Raw genomic sequence first — 19,209 nt, 5'->3', positions numbered from 1 at the left:
CACTCGACAGGCACTCAATCTATCAAGCCAATATGCCAGTCAAAATATTGTTTTCGGATACAGCGCAAAGCTTTTTCCTATACAACCGGCATCAAGTGTCGATACGCAGTCGCCGTATGTAGTTCTCGCAGAACGAGGTGAACCGGTGCACCACCTGGCGCGGCTTCATAGTGCGGGATTGCGCGACGCCGAGCATCGTCGCGTTCACGTTGTCTTTGAAACGCTTAATGACGAACTCCTCGCCGTCCACGGTGCGGTTCGATTTGAGTGGGAAATTAAGCAGGCTATAGCCGAGGCCGTTCGCCACCATGCCTCGCACCACTTCTGGCTGCGACGAGCGAAACGCGGGCACCGGCCGGTTGCCCACTGCATCGAAGAGCGCGGCGAAATATTCCCGGCTATGCGGCAGGTCCAGCATGACGTAAGGCTCGGGCAACAGATCGGCGAGCGAGATCTTGCGGGCGCGCGCGAGGCGATGCGTGCGCGGCAGAATCGCATAAGGCGGCAACGACAAGAGCGGCGTGAAGGCGATGTCCTCAGTGAGATCGAGGCTATAAGTGAGCGCGAGATCGATCGAGCCGTCATGCAGGCCGCGCAGCAGGGCGTCCTGGTGACCTTCTACCGTGCGAAATGCGATGCCCGCGTGATCGGCCGTGAAGCGGCTGATGAGGCCCGGCATCAGCGGCGGCGCGAGCGAAACGAGGCAGCCGAGCGCGATGGAACCAGTCATGCCGCCATCGAGTTCCTTGGCGGCCATTTGCAGTTCTTCCGCGATCTTCAGCAGATTGCGGGCTTGCCCAAGAAGATCGCGTCCGGCCTGCGTCAGCGACAAACCGCTCGCGTGATGCCGGATGAATAGCTGAACCCCGAAGGACACTTCGAGGTCGGCCAGCGCGGTGGAAATGGAAGGCTGCGAGATATGCAGCTTTCTGGCCGCAGCAGTAAAGGACAGCGCCTCCGCCGCGACGACGAAGTAGCGCAACTGCCGCAGCGAATAGCGTAACGGATGACTTTCCATTGCGACGATCTGACCTCTTTCAAGCCGAACTGCATTGCATTGTGCGGTGGACAAAAATCACTGCATAGGTAAATCCCATGCTATGCATTTTTTGAAAGTATTTTATTGATCCGGTCGCGGCGCGTAGATTCAATCGGCATTGGAACGGCCATACGAGCCTCTCGGAAGGACACACCATGACAGTGGAAACTACTTCGATCGACACGCTCGTGGTCGGCGCAGGCCAGGCCGGCGTCGCGATGAGTGAACATCTGAGCCGGCACGGCGTGCCGCATCTCGTGCTGGAACGCGCGCGCATCGCGGAACGCTGGCGCACGGGTCGATGGGACTCGCTCGTGGCCAACGGGCCTGCGTGGCACGATCGCTTTCCGAATCTCGAGTTCGCGCAGACGGCGCCCGACGGCTTCGCGCCGAAAGAGGAAATCGCGGACTATTTCGTCGCCTATGCGAAGAAATTTGATGCACCCATTCGCACCGGCGTCGAAGTGAAGAAGGTCGTGCGCAATACGGGGCGTCCGGGTTTCACCGTAGAGACGTCTGATGGCGTGATCGAAGCGAAGCGCGTGGTCGTCGCGACCGGGCCGTTTCAGAAGCCCGTGATCCCGCCGATCGCCCCGCAAGACGCATCGCTCACGCAGATTCATTCCGCCGATTACCGCAATCCGCAGCAATTGCCCGCGGGCGGTGTGCTGGTCGTGGGCGCAGGATCGTCGGGCGTGCAGATTGCCGATGAATTGCAGCGTGCGGGGCGCCGCGTCTATTTGTCGGTGGGCGCGCACGATCGTCCGCCGCGCGCCTATCGCGGCCGCGACTTCTGCTGGTGGCTCGGCGTGCTCGGCGAGTGGGACGCCGAAGTCATGAAGCCGGGCCGCGAACATGTGACGATTGCGGTAAGCGGCGCGCGCGGCGGGCAAACCGTCGACTTTCGCCGGCTTGCGCATCAGGGCATTACGCTCGTTGGTCTGACAAAAGCGTTCGATAACGGCGTGGCGCGCTTCAACGACGATCTCGCAGAAAACATCGCACGTGGCGATCAAAACTATCTGTCCCTGCTCGATGCCGCCGATATGTACGCCGCCCGCAATGGCCTCGATCTTCCCGCTGAACCGGAAGCGCGCATGATTCCACCCGATCCGGATTGCCTCACGAATCCGCTGCTCGAACTCGATCTGGCGCAAGCAGGCGTAAGCTCGATCATCTGGGCGACGGGCTATGCGACCGATTTCAGCTGGCTGCAGGTCGATGCCTTCGACGAGAACGGCAAGCCGAAGCACCAGCGCGGGGTATCGAAAGAGCCGGGTATTTATTTTCTCGGCTTGCCGTGGCTCTCGCGACGCGGCTCGGCATTTATCTGGGGCGTGTGGCACGACGCGAAACACGTCGCGGATCACATCGTCACGCAACGCAAATATCAGGCGTATTACGACTCGCCGTATAGCCACGCGAATAAGCCTCACAGCGAAGAAAGCGTGCAAGCCCACTGAACCGAAACAGGTGAATCGATGAGCCAACCGACGCATACGCGTATCCGCATGTTCAATACGAAGGATACGTATCCGAATCAGACACTCGACAACGATCTGTGCCAGGCCGTGCGAGCGGGCAATACCGTTTATGTTCGCGGGCAAGTGGGCACCGATTTCGAAGGCAATCTCGTCGGCTTGGGCGATGCGCGCGCGCAGGCCGAGCAGGCGATGAAGAACGTGAAGCAGTTGCTAGAAGAAGCGGGCAGCGACCTTTCGCACATCGTCAAGACGACGACCTACCTGACCGACGTGCGTTATCGCGAGCCGGTGTACAGGGAAGTCGGCAAGTGGCTCAAGGGCGTGTTTCCCATTTCGACGGGGCTGACCGTCGTCGCGTTGGGCCAGCCGCAATGGCTCATGGAGATCGACGTGATCGCCGTGATCCCCGATGGATGGACACCGGAAGCGTAAAGGACACCTAATGACTTTCTCTATCGTCGGTCGGTGTGACAAAACGGGGCAGCTCGGCATTGCGATCAGTTCGTCGAGCATCGCGGTGGGCGCGCGTTGCCCATGGTTGCGCGCGGGCGTTGGTGCTGTCGCCACGCAGAACGTCACGCTGCCCGCGCTCGGGCCGCAGGTTCTGGAGCTTCTGGAAAACAAACGGCTCGCGCCAGCGGAGGCTCTGCAACAGGCGCTTGATGCAAATGAATGGCGCGAGTACCGGCAGGTCACGGTGATCGACGCGCAAGGGCGCACGGCGTTTTTCAGCGGCAAGGAAGCGCTCGGCACCCATCACGCAGTGGCGGGCGATCAATGCGTCGCGGCGGGCAACATGCTGGCCGGCACGCATGTCATCGACGCGATGCCGCTTGCATTCGCGCAAGCCGACGGCCTGCTCGCGGATCGCTTGCTGGCGGCCATGCAAGCGGCCATGGCGGCAGGCGGCGAGGCGGGCCCTGTGCATTCGGCCGCGCTGAAGATCGTGAGCGATCTGAGCTGGCCGCTCGTCGATCTGCGCGTGGACTGGGCTGACGACGACCCCATCGGCAAGCTCCGCGACCTATGGACCGCCTACGCGCCGCAGATGAACGACTACGTGACGCGCGCACTGAATCCGACCGCCGCGCCGAGCTATGGAGTGCCGGGCGATGAATGAGATGCGAAGCCGTGTGCTACTCGAAAAGCTGATCGGCTTTGCGACGGTCAGCCGCGATTCGAATCTCGCGCTCATCGAGTTCGTTCGCGATTATCTCGCGCAGCATGGCGTCGAAAGCGAGCTCTTTCATAACGACGAGCGCACCAAGGCGAGTCTCTTTGCGACCATCGGCCCGCGCGATCGCGGGGGCATTGCGTTGTCCGGACATACGGATGTCGTGCCCGTCGATGGACAGGCCTGGACCGTCGATCCGTTCGCACTCGTCGAGAAAGATGGGCGTCTCTATGGACGCGGTACGGCGGACATGAAGGGTTACCTCGCGTCGGTGCTCGCAGCGGTGCCGACGTTTATCGAACGCGATCTCAAGATGCCCGTGCATCTTGCCTTCTCATATGACGAAGAGGTCGGATGCCTGGGCGTGCGTCCGATGCTCGCGCAACTCGCTCATCGGGAACACAAGCCGGTGTTATGTCTCATCGGCGAGCCGACGGAACTCAAGCCGGTACTCGGACACAAGGGCAAGCTCGCCATGCGTTGCTGCGTGAAGGGCGCGCCGTGTCATTCCGCGTATGCGCCTTACGGCGTCAATGCCATTCAATACGCGGCGCGCCTCATCAATCATCTCGACGAGATTGGCGAAGAACTCGCGCAACCCGAGCATCGCGACGAGCGCTTCGATCCGCCGTATTCGACAGTGCAGACCGGCGTCATCAAGGGCGGCCGCGCGCTCAACATCGTGCCGGCGGAATGCGATTTCGACTTCGAAGTGCGCGCGTTGCCCGGCTTCCATGCGAACGAGGTCGCGCAACGCCTGCAGAGCTATGCCGAATCCACGCTGCTGCCGAAGATGCGCGCGGTGAAACCCGATACCGGTATCAGCTTGCAGCCCTTGTCGGCTTATCCGGGCCTCGCCACGCCGCCTGACAGCGAAGCCGCGCGGCTTCTTGCGCTGATCGCCGGATCGACGGAATTCGGCACGGTCGCGTTCGGCACCGAGGGCGGCCTCTTCGAGCAGGCCGGCATTCCGACCGTCGTTTGCGGGCCGGGCAGCATGGATCAGGGGCATAAGCCGGACGAATTCGTCACGGTTGAGCAGTTGCGCGACTGCGATGCCATGCTGCTTCGCCTCGCCGACTACCTGTCGAATTGACAGCGGCTCGGTGGGTCGAGGGGGTATGCGGGTCCGTATATTGCTCGCGTGCTCTGCGCATGTTGGCATGGACAACGATCCGCTATTCGCGACGACTGCGAGCCATCCGTCAACACGCATCGAACGTTGAACGTTACGTAGCGTGCGAAGCCTCGCGTTGCCTACGCTCCATCTCTCTCACTCCCGAATACGAAAAGACGATATGAAATTGAAAGCAACGATGTTCATCGCCGCCGCTCTTGCTGCGGCAACCGTAGGCCAGGCGCAAGCTGCAGGATGTCTGAAGGGAGCCGCCGTGGGCGGCGTGGGCGGCCATTTCGTAGGAAAGGGTCATGCGGTGCTGGGTGCGGCCGGCGGTTGTCTTGTCGGTCGGCACATGGCGAACAAGAAGGCGAAGGAAGACGCGGCTGCTCGAAGCCAGGCGCAGGCCGCGGCGCAAGACCAGTCCAACCCGCAGGCCGCCAAGTCTCCGCAATAAGGGTCGAAGGCCGGCATCTATTCTTCGGCGCGCGGATTCTTGCTGATCCGTGCGCCTTGAAACGCACCCTTCAGCGATCTAAGCTCAGTGCATAGCGAAGGGAGACGCACATGCGTCGCGTGGCGGTCGTGATGTTTATCATCTTCTCGGGGTTGATGCGTTCGCTGGCTTGCGCCGGCGACGACGCCCATGACCACGACCGACGCCGGCATGACGATCATCGCGTTCTCAAGCTGTACGACGCACGCGGTCAGGTCGTTGGACGCCTTGCATCGTATCAAGGCGGTCCTGGCGTTTATCTCTCGATCGACGGGGCTATCGTGTTCGCCGCCGTCTACTGGTTGTCCCTGCCTTATCCCGGCACTCGGGATTCGGCGCGCTTCCAGTGGTCCGCATTCGCGCCTTATAGCTACTCGAGCACCGATTGCAGCGGATCGCCGATCATCCCGCCTCAAACAGGCCCCCGGCCCACCGTCGCGATCAGAAAGGGGCCGGACGTCACGCTCTACATCGCGGGCGACACCGCATCCGCTCCCAAACAAATTCTCTCCGTTTCCTTCGACGGAACAAGCTGCGTGCCGCCTCCCGGCGTCGATCACATGCCGCCGTCTACTGCGCCGGTGCCCGCGTTCTCGGCCGAAACGACGTATTCGCTGACGGCGCATTATCCTGAGCCGCTGACGATCGGTTATTAGCTGTCAGCGATGAAGGAACCTGCCATGTGCCGCTATCTTCTACTCTTGATCTTCATCGCCACGAGCGCTTTCGCAGGCGAGGGCGATGAGTCTCTTCATCATAGAAGCGACGGCGGGCACCTGCCTGTCGTCTTCGACGCACAGGGAAGGGAGGTGGGCCCGCTCGCGAGCTTTTCGGGCGGAAGTGGCGTATTCATCGCCATAGACGGCGAGCCTGTCTTCGTCCGCATCGATCACAAGCGCCTCGGCGCGTTTCAATATTCGGCATCCGAGTACGAGTGGGTCGGCGGATGGCCCGGCTACGCGTCGACCGACTGCAGCGGAGGCGTGCTCGTCCCGCTTTCAGATAGTCCCGTGCCGGCCATCGCGGTCCGGGACGGCGTGGACGTCACGCTCTATACCGCGGTGAAAGGCTATTCAGGCGATATAGGGGCACGGTCAATCAGGCAAACGGACGATAAGGGCGTCACATCCTGCATGACCTACCCATTCGCTTTCGGCACCGCACATTGGGCCACGAGGCGCACGTATCCGCTCACGCAACACTTTCCGGAACCGCTGCACATCGGCTATTGACCGAGGCAGTCCCGACCGCGAGGGAGTGCCATGAAACGCTATTTAGTTGGACTGATTGTCTTGCTGTGCGCGACGGCATCGCTCGGCGACGATGCATCACATCACTTCCGGCGTCGCCCCGTGAGAGTGTTCGATGCCAATGGCGCGGTGGTGGGCGATCTCACGGTATTCAACACGCAGGACGGGGTCGCCTTCACGGTCGGAGATGCCGTTACCGTCGTGCCGATACGGCGTGTACAAGACTCGAGTCATCGCTTTTCGGCGACGGACTTCCAATGGGCAACGGCCGGCGGGGCGCGATATGCGTCCGCCGATTGCAGCGGCGATCCGATTGTCGATTACAGATCGGGGCCGCGCAGTTCCGTTCCGGTCCGGCGAGGCACCGAGGCCGTCGTGTATATCGCCGTTGCCGGTCCGATGCAGCTGCTGACGGTTCGCTCGAGTTCGAATGCGGACCTTGGCACGTGCGCGGCTTTTGCGAGCCCGCAGCAGACGCTGGGTTATCCCGTGGCCGCGCAGATCGTGGTGACGCGCGACCATCCGGAGCCGTTGCATATCGGTTATTGATGCTCGACTGCACCTTACGCTCGAGGAAGCTGACTTCGCCCCACATCGCTCGAGCGCTCACGCCCAAGTTGAAGACTGTCAGTCGTCTATCGGCGAAGTGCTTTTCTCGGGCCGGCTTTCGAATCCTTCCGCGGCGCTAAGCAGTTCACCCAGTTCACCGCGGCGCTCGGCGAGAGCGTCCCTGATCGATTGCGCGAGCGGCAGTTCCTGCGCGAATTCGGCTTGCTCGCGGCCATAGATCACGTGCAGAAGAGAAAGCATGCCGGTCAGCGAAGCAGTCTGCGCGAATGCGGTTTCCGAAGGCCGTTGTCGCAGCGCGGTTTGCATCATGAAGGACGCGCGCTGCGTGGCGAGTGCGATCACCGGGTCGCGGCTGAGGTCGCCGGAATCCGGATGGTTGTAAAGCAGCAGGCTGCACCATTCGAACAGTCGCGTCGTGCCGGTGACCGCGAGCGCGTGATGCAAAGACGAGATCGCGGCTTGCTTCAGATTGGCGCTAGCGGAACAGTTCGCCAGCCGCATGAGCTGCGCCACTAGCACCGGCATGCCTGACAGCGCACTGACGATGCGCTGGTCCGATGCATCGTTGATCAGAAGGTTGAGCACTGCCAGTAGCTGCGAGACATCGGGAACGATTCGGCGCGTCCGCAGAAGTTGCGGCCGGCTGAAGTAGAAACCCTGAACGAGATCGCAACCCGCGTCCAGAGCGGCCTGCAACTGCTGGTGATCATCCACTTTCTCTGCCACGACCGTCTTGCCTCTGCGCTTGAGGTCACGGACCATCGTTTTGGCTGCGGCGGGATCGATGACGGGCCATTCCAGCTTCACGATATCGACGGCAGGCAAGAACGCTTCGATCTGCGGGGTGATCGCGACAACGTCGTCGATGGCGACGCGGAATCCGGCACGGCGCAGCGCGATGCAACGCTCCCTTAACGCGTCGTCCAACTCGCACGTCTCCAGTACCTCGAGGACGAAGTGCTTGCTCGGCAGCATTTGCGGCAACGCGGAATGCAGAAAGTCGGCCGTGCAGTTGAGATAGCCGTCGAGACCATCCAGCACTGTCGTGAGTCCGAGTGCTCCAACGGTACGCTCGACGACCTGAGCCGTACATTTGAAACCGTCGCTGATATTCGCGACGCCGCTGTCGCCGTCCCTGAACAGGAGTTCATAGGCCGCCAGGCGGCCCGCCCGGTCGACGATGGGTTGCCGCGCGACGCATGTCATTGCAAGGCTCGTGTCGCCCGTCTGCGCACTGCGGCTCATGACTGAGTCTCCTTATTGTCTCTAACTGGCGTCGGTTCGTGGCCTGGGCACACGCCGCAGTCGAACGCCGCAATCGAATGTGTTAACGGTGAGCGGCGGATTAACTTGAGCCGAAAATCTTCGTGATTCACTGCGTCACCGGTCACCGCGAGCCTCTGTACCTGTGAGCTGTGCGCGCGACTCGAAGCCACAAAAACGTCCGGTCGGTCACTTCTACCTTTCCACCAACGCAATTCCTTCTTGCGCGACTCAACCGACTGAATTGTCGGACCGCACTGCCGATAAGCATTGACGCTCTTATTCGAATAGCGGCAGCACGCGCGACTGCCGTATCGCACTTCTCACGCGCCACATTCAAAGCATGATGAAAAACCTTTCCATTCGGGCGCGGCTTGCGCTCACCATGGCTTTCCTCGGTCTGATGCTGACCTTCTCGGTCGGCTTCGGACTGTATGGCATTAGCGCGATTCACGCATCGGCGAGAGACATCGCCGAGAATTCGCTTCCAGCCGTCAACGCACTCGGCATATCGAGCAATTTCACCGCGCGGGCGCGGCTGTCGCTCGACCGTTACGCGTTGGATCCCACGGCGCCCGACGCCAGCGGACTGCGGGCACGCGCGAATGGATTCATGCGCCAGGCCGACGAGTGGTACGGCAAGTACAACGCCATTCCTCGCGGAGCCGACGAGGACGCACTGGCAAAGGACGTTGTCTCTGCTCGCGCCTCGATGCGCGAAGTCATCGAGAAGTTCGGCGCAGCAATCGAAGCGGGCGATAAGGAGAATGTCTCTCGCCTCGCGCTCAAGGATTTGCCCGCCGCCTATAACCGGTGTGTCGAAGCGTTCGACAAGCTGAAGTCTTTCCAGCTTGCCGACGCCGTCCGCCAGGAAGCTGAAAACGACGCGCATGCATCGACGTTGCGCACGCTCGGCGTGCTCGCGCTGCTCGCTGGCATTGCAGCTGCAGCGTTCGGCTGGTTCGTCTTGCGCCGCGCCATCATGACGCCACTTGCTGAAGCGCTGAAGCACTTCGAGCATATTTCGGCTGGCGATCTCACGCATGAGGTACCCATCAAGACGCACGACGAAATGGGGCAGTTGCTCGCGGGCGTCGCCACCATGAAGGATAAATTGGCCGCCACGGTCGGAACGGTTCGGTCGAGCAGCGAAGCAATCGCGAGCGCCAGCAAGCAAATCGCGACCGGCAATACGGACTTGTCGTCGCGTACCGAGGAGCAAGCGGCCTCGCTTCAGGAAACCGCCGCGAGCATGGAAGAACTGACCACGACGGTCAAGCAGAATTCAGAGAACGCCACGCAGGCGAGCAGCCTGGCCGATGATGCCAACGCTGTCGCCAACGAGGGCAGCGCCATTGTCGGTCAGGTCGTGGAGACGATGGCGGGCATCGAAGAGAGTTCAGCGAAGATCGCCGAGATCATCGGCATGATCGAGGGAATCGCGTTTCAGACCAATATCCTCGCGCTGAATGCGGCCGTCGAAGCGGCGCGGGCGGGCGAACAAGGCCGGGGCTTCGCAGTGGTGGCGAGTGAAGTGCGCAGCCTCGCGCAGCGCTCGTCGGCCGCGGCGAAGGAGATCAAGGAACTGATCGAGACGTCGGGCAGTCGTGTTCAAGCAGGAACGGAACTCGTGGCGAGGGCGGGAGACACGATGCAGCGCGTCGGCACTGCCATTCAGCGCGTGACCGACATCATGGGCGACATTGCATCCGCGTCGCATGAGCAGAGCCGCGGCATCGAGCAAGTGAATCAGGCCATCTCACAGATGGATGAGGTCACCCAGCAGAACGCTGCGCTCGTCGAGGAAGCGGCGGCAGCGGCGAGTTCGATGGAAGACCAGGCAAAGCAACTGAGCGCAGCCGTTGCGGTGTTCCGCACGTCGCACACGCTCGCCGGGGCAACGACGGCATCCATCGACCGCGATCTAAAGCCGACGATGCGACCGGCGCCGGTCAAGAAAACGCCGGTCCTCGCGCGCCCGGCGAAGCCTTTGGTCGTCACTGCGGCAGTGTCCGGCTCTTCAATGGACGGCGATTGGTCGACGTTCTGAGCTCATGCGGTATGCGAGTAAAGCGAGCACGCCGTCGACTGAAGGAAATCGAGGGCGCGTTCGCGTAATAGGGGGCTTGCGCGCCTTGCTTCGAAACAGATGAATTCACGCGATCGAATAGCTTTCGCTCGACGGCTTGCGAGCGCCGGATTTCATCGAAACGCTCGCGCGACAACCAAGTTATGGATACGGTAGACAACCATTCGGCTTTTGACGACGACTCACTCAGAGACGAGGCACGCGCGTTGAGTCTTAGCATCGAGATCATTCGTCGGGCTCGTGGACGAAGGAACCCACGCGACTGCCGCCCGGGTACCGACGAGTGGACTCGTGTCTCGCTCGAATTCGTGGGCGACTTGCGCTGGGCATTGGGCCTGGCCGACGACGAGACCTCGCACCCTCCAAGGACTGAGAATTGAACGGGCGATGGCCGTTTCGTCGCTATGCCTACGCATCCACGGGTAAAGGTTTCGACGCAGGCACCGTTAAGCGAAGCACAAGCCAGCGAGAGACCAAACCATAATGACCCGTAAGAACGACAGCGCAGACAAGCCCGGTCGAATGATAGTCCCGCATGCAACGAACCTTAGTCACTGCGGGCCATCGGACATCAATACAGCCAAGGTCGGATTTATCAAAATGCTATTGAAAGCCGGTGCCTACAGACTCGATTCCGCGGCGATAGCCAACCGGATGCTGAGTAGCATACGGCAGAGGCTGTCGACGGCATCACGCTGAACAGAGCCGACGCAAGTCGCAACGCCAACGTGTAGGCGAAGCGCCGGGAATCTGCGGATGGCAGCCTCATTCTGATCCGGCGATAATGACCATAATTCGACGACACCGGAAGCGCGACAATGGAAAAGGCCGAGTGGTTTTTCGACGTCGTATCTCCGTTTTCTTATCTAGCTTTTCAACGTCTGGACGCGTTGCGGGATCGCCTGGACATACAGCCCGTGCCCATTCTTTTCGCCGCGCTTCTCAAGCATTGGGGCACGCTCGGCCCGGCCGAGCTTCCGTCGAAGCGCATTCATACCTATCAATTCTGCGTGTGGCTTGCGGGACGCAAGGGCGTCCCGTTCGCGATGCCGCCGCGTCATCCGTTCAATCCGCTTGCCGCGCAACGCCTGCTCGTATCGCTGGGCGCGCGCACCGTCGATGTCGGTAAAGCGCTCGGCTTCGTTTTTGCGGACGGGCGCGATCCTGAATTGGAATTCGAGGCGTTCGCTGAGCGACTCGACGTCGACGATGCGGAACAGCGCATCGGCTCGGCCGATGTCAAACGCCAACTCAGGGACAACACCCAGCGCGCGATCGATCTAGGCGTCTTCGGCGTGCCGACTCTGATATTGCGCGATCGGCTGTTCTGGGGAAGCGATGCGCTCGAGTGGGCCGAGGACTTTCTCTCGCGGCCAGCGCTTTTCGATGAGCCGGCCTATGCGGCGGTGGCGCGAACCGAGGTCGGCGTGCGGCGCTCATAGACCGCCTTCGCGCCGCATGTGCGCGGACCCGCGGAAGTCATCGAAAGTCTATTCCTCCGCAGCCTTGAAACAGGGCGCTGCAACGTTCAGCGCGTGGCCGCCTCGTCGAGACACGCCGCCGGCTGATCGAATGCAAGCGCTTCGCCGACAGAGCAACGGACGGTCCGATGCGGCAAACTGTGAGCCACCGTTGACTGCCGAAAGAGAGTGCCATGAAGAAACTGATCAACACCCCGCATGACGTCGTGCGTGAAATGCTCGAAGGCGTCGCGCGGCAAGCGCCCCACGTCGCGATTCTCGGCGCTGAAAACGTGCTCGTGCGACGGGAGCAGAACGAAGCGACGGACCGCCCGGTGTCGGTGATCTCGGGCGGCGGCAGCGGCCACGAACCCGCGCATGGCGGTTACGTCGGCGCGGGCATGCTGAGCGCCGCGGTCTGTGGCGAAGTGTTCACGTCACCGTCCACAGACGCCGTGCTCGCCGCGATCCGCGCCACCGCCGGTCCGCGCGGCGCGGTACTGATCGTCAAGAACTACACGGGCGATCGCCTCAACTTCGGCCTTGCTGCGGAACTGGCGCGCGCAGAGGGCATCCCGGTCGAGGTCGTCGTCGTGGCCGACGACGTTGCCTTGCGCGATGAAACAGCGCGCGACCGTCGGCGCGGCATCGCAGGGACGGTGCTCGTGCACAAGGTCACGGGCGCGGCGGCTGCCCGTGGAATGACGCTCGAAGAAGTCGCGTCCGTCGCGCGCCTCGCGGCCGCGAATCTCGGCACCATGGGTGTGGCGCTCGATGGCTGCACCATCCCCGGCGCCGAGAAGTCGGGCTTCACGCTCGGCGATGACGAGATCGAGTTGGGACTCGGCATTCACGGCGAGAAAGGCGTCGAGCGTACCGCGATGCTGCCCGCCGATGCGCTTTGCGACGTGCTTATTTCAAGCATCGTCGATGAACTGGCGCTCGCGAGCGGCGAGCGAGTCGCGTTGCTGGTGAACGGGCTCGGAGGCACGCCGCAGATGGAGCTCGATATTGTGTTGCGAGCCGCTCACGATAATCTTGCTGCACGAGGCATTCGAATTGAGCGCGCGTGGGCGGGGACGTTCCTCTCGGCGCTGGACATGCCGGGCTGCTCTATCTCGCTGCTGCGCGTGGACGACGCAACGTTGAGCTTCTTGGATGCACCGACCGAAGCGCGCGCATGGCCCGGTGCTGGCGTGGTCAATCGCGACATTCGCATCGACGGTCCCGCGCAGCCGAGCGCGACGCAAGCAGCCGCGCAGGGCGAGCCGAGTCAATGGACGCGCGCGATGAAAGCGGCGCTGCAATCCGTAGCGGATACGTTGATTCAAAACGAACCGAGGCTCACCGAACTAGATTCCGTCGCCGGCGATGGAGACCTCGGCGCGAGCATGAAGCGCGCCGCGCACGCCCTGCTTGAAGTGAGCGAAAGCGATCTCGGCACGCCTGCGGGCGCGCTCGCAGCGTTGAGCCTGGCGCTGCGCCGCGCCATCGCGGGCAGTTCGGGGCCGTTCTATGCGACCGCGTTGATGCGCGCGTCGCGGCACTTGGCGGACATCGGCGAGGCATCCGCGCTGGATTGGGCGCATGCGTTCAGAGCGGCAGTCGAGGCTATCAGTGATCTCGGTGGTGCGAAAGCTGGCGATCGAACAATGCTGGATGCACTCTTTCCCGCCGTATCGGCTTATGAAGAGGCGCTGACTTCCGGTAGTGCCGCGCATAAGGCGTGGGAAGTCGCGGTATCGGCAGCGCAGCAGGGCGCGCAGAACACCGCGCAGATGACGCCGAGGGCGGGGCGCGCGAGCTATCTGGGCACGCGCGCCGTCGGTTCGCCGGACGCGGGCGCGGTGGCGGTCTCGCTGTGGCTCGCGGCGCTATCGCCGCATATCGGTGCCGGTCAACGCTGATCGCGCTTCTGACATTCGCTCAATGGTGGCCGCTTAACCCAAGCACGCGGCCACCGCGTTTACGTTACTTCGTGCCGACGGTTTGCAACGGCACCCACTTGCCATTGGCGACTTTGTAGACGGTCACGCCGCCGTACTTCAGGTCGCCGTAATTGTCGTACGACAGCTCGCTCGTGGTCACGCCCTTCATGTTCGTGCTCTTGAGCGCGGTCAGGAACACGCGCGGATCGGTGGAATCCGCCTTCTTCATCGCGTTGAAAACAGCCATGGTGCCGTCGTACGCATAGGGCGCGTACAACTCCACCGGCTTGCTGAAGTGCGCCTTGTAGTGCTCGGCGAACGCGTTGCCGCCCGGCATCTGCGCAAGCGGACTTCCCTCCGATGCGGCCAGCGTGCCTTCCGCCGCGCCGCCTGCGATCTTGATCAGGTTCTCGGACTGAAGCATGTCCGGGCCGATCAACACCGCCTTGATCGCGAGTGAACGCATTTGCTTCAGCATCGGCGCGGCTTGCGTATCGGCGCCGCCGTAGAAGACCGCATCGACGTCGGCGGACTTGATCTTCGTGAGAATCGCGCGAAAATCGACGGCCTTATCTGTTGTGTACTCCTGATCGACGATGGTCGCGCCTGCCGCCTTCGCCGCCTTCGCGAACTCCTCCGCGACGCCCTGGCCGTACGCGGTGCGGTCATCGACGATAGCGAGCCGCTTGTATTTGAGGCCCTTCGCGACGTATTCGCCGAGCACGCTGCCGAGTTGCGTATCGGATGTCAGCAGGCGAAACGTCGTCGGCAAGCCGAGCCGCGTGTACGAGGGCGCGGTCGCCATCGCCACTTCGGGGATGCCCGCTTTCGCATAGATGGGCGCGGCTGGAATGCTGGTGCCCGAGTTGTAGTGGCCGATGACAGCGACCACGCCATCGTCCACGAGCTTCTGAGCGACTGTGGTGCCGGTACGCGGATCTGCCTGATCGTCCTGTGCGTTGAGCACGAACTGCACGGCCTGACCGCCGATGACGGGCTTCGTCGCATTCATGTCGGCAATCGCGAGCTCGACGCCGCTTCGAAAATCGGCACCGTAGTGCGCCTGGCCGCCGGTGAGCGGCGCCGCAAAGCCGATCTGGACGTTCTGCGGCGATGCCGACGCCGCGAGCGCGTACGACGCGCTGGCAAAGGTGGAGCACGCGACCAGCGCGGCCGATACGTACGAAGTGGCGACTTTCATTGTCTCAGGCATCCTCTTTGGTTTGATCGTGTGTCGTAGTGTGGTGTTCTTTATTGGCTTCGTCGGCGCCGTCCAAGCACGGCGCGCACAAATATACGGAGCCGAAGATCGTTGCGTCTTGCGGGAAATAATCAGTCGCGATGCAGAAATCCGCATAGTCGCGCGACGTTCGGGCGGCACTCGGGGTTTGTACTCGTGCTTGCCGCACGCAAAGCTATGCCGATTTCATCACTCTCGCAGACGCGATCGGCCAAGACGCTGGCAGTGCGCACGCTTACCATTGCCTCATGAAAACACTCACTCACATCGAAGTCGTCGACTCGCATACCGGCGGAGAGCCGACGCGGCTCGTGATCGCGGGCGGCCCTGATCTCGGTCGCGGTCCGCTGTCCGAACGCCTCGACATTTTTCGCCGGGACTACGATCGCGTGCGCGCAGGCATCGTCAATGAGCCGCGCGGCTCGGACGTGATGGTTGGCGCGCTGTTGTGCGAACCGCACGACCCATCGTGCTCGGCGGGCGCGATCTTCTTCAATAACGTCGGCTTTCTCGGCATGTGCGGTCACGGCACCATCGGGCTCGTCGTTTCACTCGCGCATCTCGGACGCATCCAGCCCGGCGTGCATCGCATCGAAACGCCTGTCGGCATTGTTGAAGCCGAACTGCACAGCGATCTCAGCGTCACCGTGCACAACGTTCCGGCGTACCGTTACCGTACGCAAGTGCCGCTCGACGTGCCGAATCTCGGGCGCGTGCATGGCGATATCGCGTGGGGCGGTAACTGGTTCTTCCTCGTGTCCGATCATGGCCAGGCACTGGACTTCGCGCGCGTCGAACCGCTGACGGAAGTTGCTTGGGCAATCCGCGAGGCCCTCGAAGCAAACGGCATCACGGGCGAGGGGGGCGCGGTCATCGACCATATCGAACTGTTCGCCGATTCGCCGACGCGCGGTGTCGATAGCCGCAACTTCGTACTGTGTCCCGGCAAGGCGTACGACCGCTCGCCGTGTGGAACGGGCACAAGCGCGAAGATCGCCTGTCTCGCCGCCGATGGCTTGCTTGCGCCGGGCGCGCTGTGGCGGCAGGAGAGCATCGTCGGCAGCGTGTTCGAGGCGCGTTATGAGAGCATGAGCGATAACGCGGGACGCGTGCGGCCGAGCATTCGCGGAACCGCGCACGTGAACGCCGAAGCGAAGCTCGTCTTCTCGAGCGACGATCCGTTCGCGTGGGGCATTCGCACGTGAACGCGAGTGTTGTCTCGGCACCTGCGTGCCCCGATGTGATCGTGATCGGCGCGGGCATCGTCGGGGCGGCGTGCGCGCGCGAGCTCGCGAGCAAGGGCATGAATGTGCTCGTGCTCGATCGCGCGAGCATCGGCGGGGGCGTGACGGCGGCGGGCATGGGGCACGTCGTCGTGATGGACGATACGCCCGCTGAGTTCGCGTTGTCATCGTGGTCGCGTCAGTTATGGCTCGATCTCTCGCCGCATCTCGACGAGCGTCAGGCTTTCGTGCGTTGCGGCACGCTGTGGGTCGCCGCCGACGAGGAAGAATTCGATCTCGCGCGTGAGCGTCGGGATTCGCTCGCAAGCGAGAACATCGCATGCGACATGCTGGATGCGCAGCAGTTGCGTGGAGCGGAGCCCGAACTGCGCGAGGGTTTTAAGGGCGGCATGATCGTCCCCGATGACGCCGTTGTCTACGCGCCGGCCGCCGCTGCGTGGCTGATCGCGGACGCGTCGGGCGGAGGCCGCGTGAGTTGCAGGTTAGATGCATCGGTCGCGCGATTGACACGCGAAGGCGTCATGCTTGCGAGCGGCGAAGTCATCGCGACAGGCGCGGTGCTTGTAGCAAATGGGCTGCAGGCCATCGAGTTGATGCCTGGTTTGCCGATACAGGCGAAGAAGGGGCATCTGCTCATCACGGATCGCTATCCGGGCACCATCCGGCATCAGATTCTCGAACTCGGCTATATCAAGAGCGCGCACAACGCGAGCGGTACGTCGGTGGCGTTCAATGTGCAGCCACGTCCGACTGGGCAATTGTTGATCGGCTCGTCGCGGCAGTTCGACAACGTGGATTCCGGCGTCGAGCCCGAGATCATGGCGCGCATGCTTCGGCGCGCGAGCGAGTATCTTCCCCGGCTGCCTGCCCTCAATGCGATCCGCGCATGGACCGGATTCCGCCCCGCGACGCTCGACGGCCTGCCGCTCATCGGCCCGGCAACGCACTTCGTTAGCCACGATGCGGCGCACGTTCCGGTGTGGATTGCGACCGGCCACGAAGGACTCGGCGTGACGACGGCGCTTGCTACCGCGAAGCTGATTGCCGCGCAAATGACGGGCGCGTCGTCTCAGTTGCCGATCGACGCGACGCCGTACTTGCCCTCGCGATTTCAGACGAGCCGCGTGACAGGTGGCATCAACAACGGAGCCGTGCATGTCTGAGCAATCGTTGACGGTTCGGATCGATGGACGCGCCTTGAGCGTGGCGGGCGGCAGTTCGGTGCTGGCGGCCGTGGCGCTCGCCGCGGGCGGCGCGGGTTTCGCCACGCGGCGCTCGGTGAACGGTGACCTGCGTGGCCCGCTGTGCGGCATGGGCATCTGCCAGGAATGCAGAGTGACAATCGATGGGGTGCGGCATCGGCTTGCCTGTCAGACGTTGTGCGCACAGGGCATGTCGGTCGAGACGGGAAGCGTAGCAAGATGAAGTTCGATGTCCTTATCATCGGCGCGGGTCCCGCTGGGCTTCACGCGGCGCGTGTTGCGGCAGAAGCGGGCGTGCAGGTTGGCATCATCGACGATAACGCGCTGCCCGGCGGTCAGATCTGGCGGCAAGGGCCGCAACACGCGCCGAAAGGCTCGGCGCGCGCCGCCATCGACGCGCTTTCTCGATACAACAACATGTCGCGTCTTTGCGGTACGCGCGTGGTGCAATCGCTGCCCGGCAAGACACTGCTCGTCGAAGATGCAGAGCGCGGTTTTGGAGTCGGCTACGAGAAGCTGATCGTCGCGACAGGGGCGCGCGAGCGCTTTCTGCCGTTTGCCGGCTGGACCTTGCCGGGCGTGACGGGCGCGGGCGGTTTGCAGGCGTTGATCAAAGGCGGCATGCCGGTCGAGGGGCAGCGTATCGTTATCGCCGGCACGGGGCCGCTTTTGTGGGCTGCGGCGACCACGGCGCGTCAACATGGCGCTACGGTGGCGGCCATCGTCGAGCAGGCATCGGCAGGCCATGTTCGGCGCTTCGCCGGCGGTCTGTTGAAGACGCCTGCGAAGCTCTTGCAGGCGGCTCGCATGCGCTTCGATCTGCACGCGACGCCTTTTTTTCGCGGCGCTTATGTGGCGGAAGCCCAAGGCGAGAAGCAAGTCACGCGCGTGCGCGTGCGTCATGGCGATGGAGACATCGATATCGATTGTGATCGCCTAGCTTGCGCATATGGACTCGTGCCGAACGTTCAGATCGGCATCGCGCTTGGCTGTCAGATTGTCGAGACACCGTTCGAAACAGCGTTACGTGTGGATGAATGGCAGGCCACTTCCGTGCTTGATGTCTATGCTGCGGGCGAATGCACAGGCGTGGGCGGCATGGAGCTTGCCGCGCTAGAAGGCCGCATAGCCGCGCATGCGGCATTGGGCCATCGCGAGCAAGCGCGGGCGCTTTTCGCGGCGCGGGAAGCTTACCGGCAATTCGCGCGACGCATGCACGAGGCGTTCACGTTGAACGCTGAACTTGGCACGTTAGCCCAACCGGACACCATCTTGTGCCGATGCGAAGACGTCGCTTTCGGCGATGCCTCGAAGTATCGCTCGTGGCGCGACGCGAAGTTGCACACGCGCTGCGGCATGGGGCCTTGCCAAGGAAAGATCTGCGGTGAAGCGGCTGCATTCTGTTTCGGCTGGAAGACGGATGCGCAGCGTCCGCCCATCGTGCCGGCGCGCATAGCGACGCTACTCGAGGCGCAGTCGCCTCCTGTGACGGATCACGCGCAATGATGGATAGCGATGCGTCGTTATGCCGATTTCGTCACTCGACAACATGAATCGACGCAAGCGTTAATGGTTCTGACTTGTGATACTGCGTGCTATCGCCAGCGCTATCGGCAATACCGATTCACGACTCAAACTCACTGAAGGTCGAGG

The 19,209-nt window shown here is 62.6% G+C and carries 18 protein-coding genes; 15 read left to right on the top strand and 3 right to left on the bottom strand.

The genetic code is table 11. The annotated features are described in order from the left end of the window. Positions 1–91: 91 nt before the first annotated feature. Positions 92–1,018, bottom strand: a complete 927-nt coding sequence (locus HWX53_RS18055) for a LysR family transcriptional regulator (protein ID WP_175943326.1) — start codon at positions 1,016–1,018, stop codon at positions 92–94. 176 nt (positions 1,019–1,194) lie between these two features. Here HWX53_RS18055 and HWX53_RS18050 point away from each other — a divergent pair, with 176 nt between their 5' ends. The 8 genes from HWX53_RS18050 to HWX53_RS18015 all read left to right on the top strand — a co-directional run bounded on the left by HWX53_RS18050 (position 1,195) and on the right by HWX53_RS18015 (position 7,109). Further along, entirely contained in the window at positions 1,195–2,502 is a 1,308-nt protein-coding gene (locus tag HWX53_RS18050) for an NAD(P)/FAD-dependent oxidoreductase (protein ID WP_175943324.1), read from the top strand. Between the two features lie 18 nt (positions 2,503–2,520). Then, on the top strand, positions 2,521–2,955 hold the full coding sequence (locus HWX53_RS18045; RefSeq protein WP_175943322.1) for a RidA family protein: 435 nt from the start codon (positions 2,521–2,523) through the stop codon (positions 2,953–2,955). Positions 2,956–2,965: 10 nt separating this feature from the next. Then, positions 2,966–3,643, top strand: a complete 678-nt coding sequence (locus tag HWX53_RS18040) for a DUF1028 domain-containing protein (protein ID WP_175943320.1) — start codon at positions 2,966–2,968, stop codon at positions 3,641–3,643. After that, positions 3,636–4,793, top strand: coding sequence for an acetylornithine deacetylase (gene argE, locus HWX53_RS18035; protein WP_175943318.1), 1,158 nt, complete (start codon positions 3,636–3,638; stop codon positions 4,791–4,793). Before HWX53_RS18040 ends, argE begins: the two co-directional genes overlap by 8 nt. Positions 4,794–4,995: 202 nt before the next feature. Next, a complete protein-coding gene (locus HWX53_RS18030) occupies positions 4,996–5,271 on the top strand; it encodes a hypothetical protein (RefSeq protein ID WP_175943316.1) in 276 nt (91 codons plus the stop codon). Positions 5,272–5,390: 119 nt separating this feature from the next. Next, on the top strand, positions 5,391–5,966 hold the full coding sequence (locus HWX53_RS18025) for a hypothetical protein (RefSeq protein WP_175943314.1): 576 nt from the start codon (positions 5,391–5,393) through the stop codon (positions 5,964–5,966). 24 nt (positions 5,967–5,990) lie between these two features. Then, positions 5,991–6,542 (top strand): hypothetical protein, encoded by a 552-nt coding sequence (locus HWX53_RS18020; RefSeq protein WP_175943312.1) that lies wholly within the window; start codon positions 5,991–5,993, stop codon positions 6,540–6,542. 30 nt (positions 6,543–6,572) lie between these two features. Beyond that, complete coding sequence (locus tag HWX53_RS18015; protein ID WP_175943310.1) at positions 6,573–7,109, top strand: hypothetical protein; 537 nt, start codon at positions 6,573–6,575, stop codon at positions 7,107–7,109. 78 nt (positions 7,110–7,187) lie between these two features. On the opposite strand, the gene HWX53_RS18010 is transcribed toward HWX53_RS18015, so the two are convergent. After that, on the bottom strand, positions 7,188–8,375 hold the full coding sequence (locus tag HWX53_RS18010; RefSeq protein ID WP_175943308.1) for an EAL domain-containing protein: 1,188 nt from the start codon (positions 8,373–8,375) through the stop codon (positions 7,188–7,190). A gap of 364 nt (positions 8,376–8,739) precedes the next feature. Here HWX53_RS18010 and HWX53_RS27945 point away from each other — a divergent pair, with 364 nt between their 5' ends. The 3 genes from HWX53_RS27945 to HWX53_RS17990 all read left to right on the top strand — a co-directional run bounded on the left by HWX53_RS27945 (position 8,740) and on the right by HWX53_RS17990 (position 13,849). Further along, positions 8,740–10,443 carry a methyl-accepting chemotaxis protein gene (locus HWX53_RS27945; protein WP_208454798.1) on the top strand — a complete coding sequence of 568 codons (1,704 nt, stop codon included), beginning with the start codon at positions 8,740–8,742 and terminating at the stop codon, positions 10,441–10,443. An 857-nt stretch (positions 10,444–11,300) separates the two neighbouring features. Then, positions 11,301–11,924 (top strand): DsbA family protein, encoded by a 624-nt coding sequence (locus tag HWX53_RS17995; RefSeq protein ID WP_175943302.1) that lies wholly within the window; start codon positions 11,301–11,303, stop codon positions 11,922–11,924. A gap of 212 nt (positions 11,925–12,136) precedes the next feature. Continuing rightward, complete coding sequence (locus tag HWX53_RS17990) at positions 12,137–13,849, top strand: dihydroxyacetone kinase family protein (protein WP_175943300.1); 1,713 nt, start codon at positions 12,137–12,139, stop codon at positions 13,847–13,849. A gap of 64 nt (positions 13,850–13,913) precedes the next feature. Here HWX53_RS17990 and HWX53_RS17985 read toward each other — a convergent pair whose 3' ends face one another. Then, a complete protein-coding gene (locus HWX53_RS17985; protein WP_175943298.1) occupies positions 13,914–15,071 on the bottom strand; it encodes a branched-chain amino acid ABC transporter substrate-binding protein in 1,158 nt (385 codons plus the stop codon). Between the two features lie 287 nt (positions 15,072–15,358). Between HWX53_RS17985 and HWX53_RS17980 the strand changes: the two genes are divergently transcribed. Genes HWX53_RS17980 through HWX53_RS17965 form a run of 4 tightly spaced genes read left to right on the top strand, consistent with a single transcriptional unit; the run spans position 15,359 to position 19,062 of the window. Then, positions 15,359–16,315, top strand: coding sequence for a 4-hydroxyproline epimerase (locus tag HWX53_RS17980; RefSeq protein WP_279612503.1), 957 nt, complete (start codon positions 15,359–15,361; stop codon positions 16,313–16,315). Beyond that, positions 16,312–17,517 carry an FAD-binding oxidoreductase gene (locus HWX53_RS17975; protein ID WP_175943985.1) on the top strand — a complete coding sequence of 402 codons (1,206 nt, stop codon included), beginning with the start codon at positions 16,312–16,314 and terminating at the stop codon, positions 17,515–17,517. The genes HWX53_RS17980 and HWX53_RS17975 overlap by 4 nt, the downstream gene beginning before the upstream one ends. Beyond that, the gene (locus tag HWX53_RS17970; RefSeq protein ID WP_175943296.1) at positions 17,510–17,779 is read left to right on the top strand and encodes a 2Fe-2S iron-sulfur cluster-binding protein; all 270 of its coding nucleotides are present in this window, start codon (positions 17,510–17,512) and stop codon (positions 17,777–17,779) included. The genes HWX53_RS17975 and HWX53_RS17970 overlap by 8 nt, the downstream gene beginning before the upstream one ends. Further along, positions 17,776–19,062 carry an FAD/NAD(P)-binding oxidoreductase gene (locus HWX53_RS17965; protein ID WP_175943294.1) on the top strand — a complete coding sequence of 429 codons (1,287 nt, stop codon included), beginning with the start codon at positions 17,776–17,778 and terminating at the stop codon, positions 19,060–19,062. The genes HWX53_RS17970 and HWX53_RS17965 overlap by 4 nt, the downstream gene beginning before the upstream one ends. Positions 19,063–19,209 lie beyond the last annotated feature (147 nt).

Source organism: Caballeronia sp. BCC1704 (assembly GCF_902833455.1).
Lineage (GTDB): Bacteria > Pseudomonadota > Gammaproteobacteria > Burkholderiales > Burkholderiaceae > Caballeronia.
The sequence above is the reverse complement of the archived record's forward strand: the minus strand, read 5'-3'. Positions and strand labels throughout refer to the sequence as shown.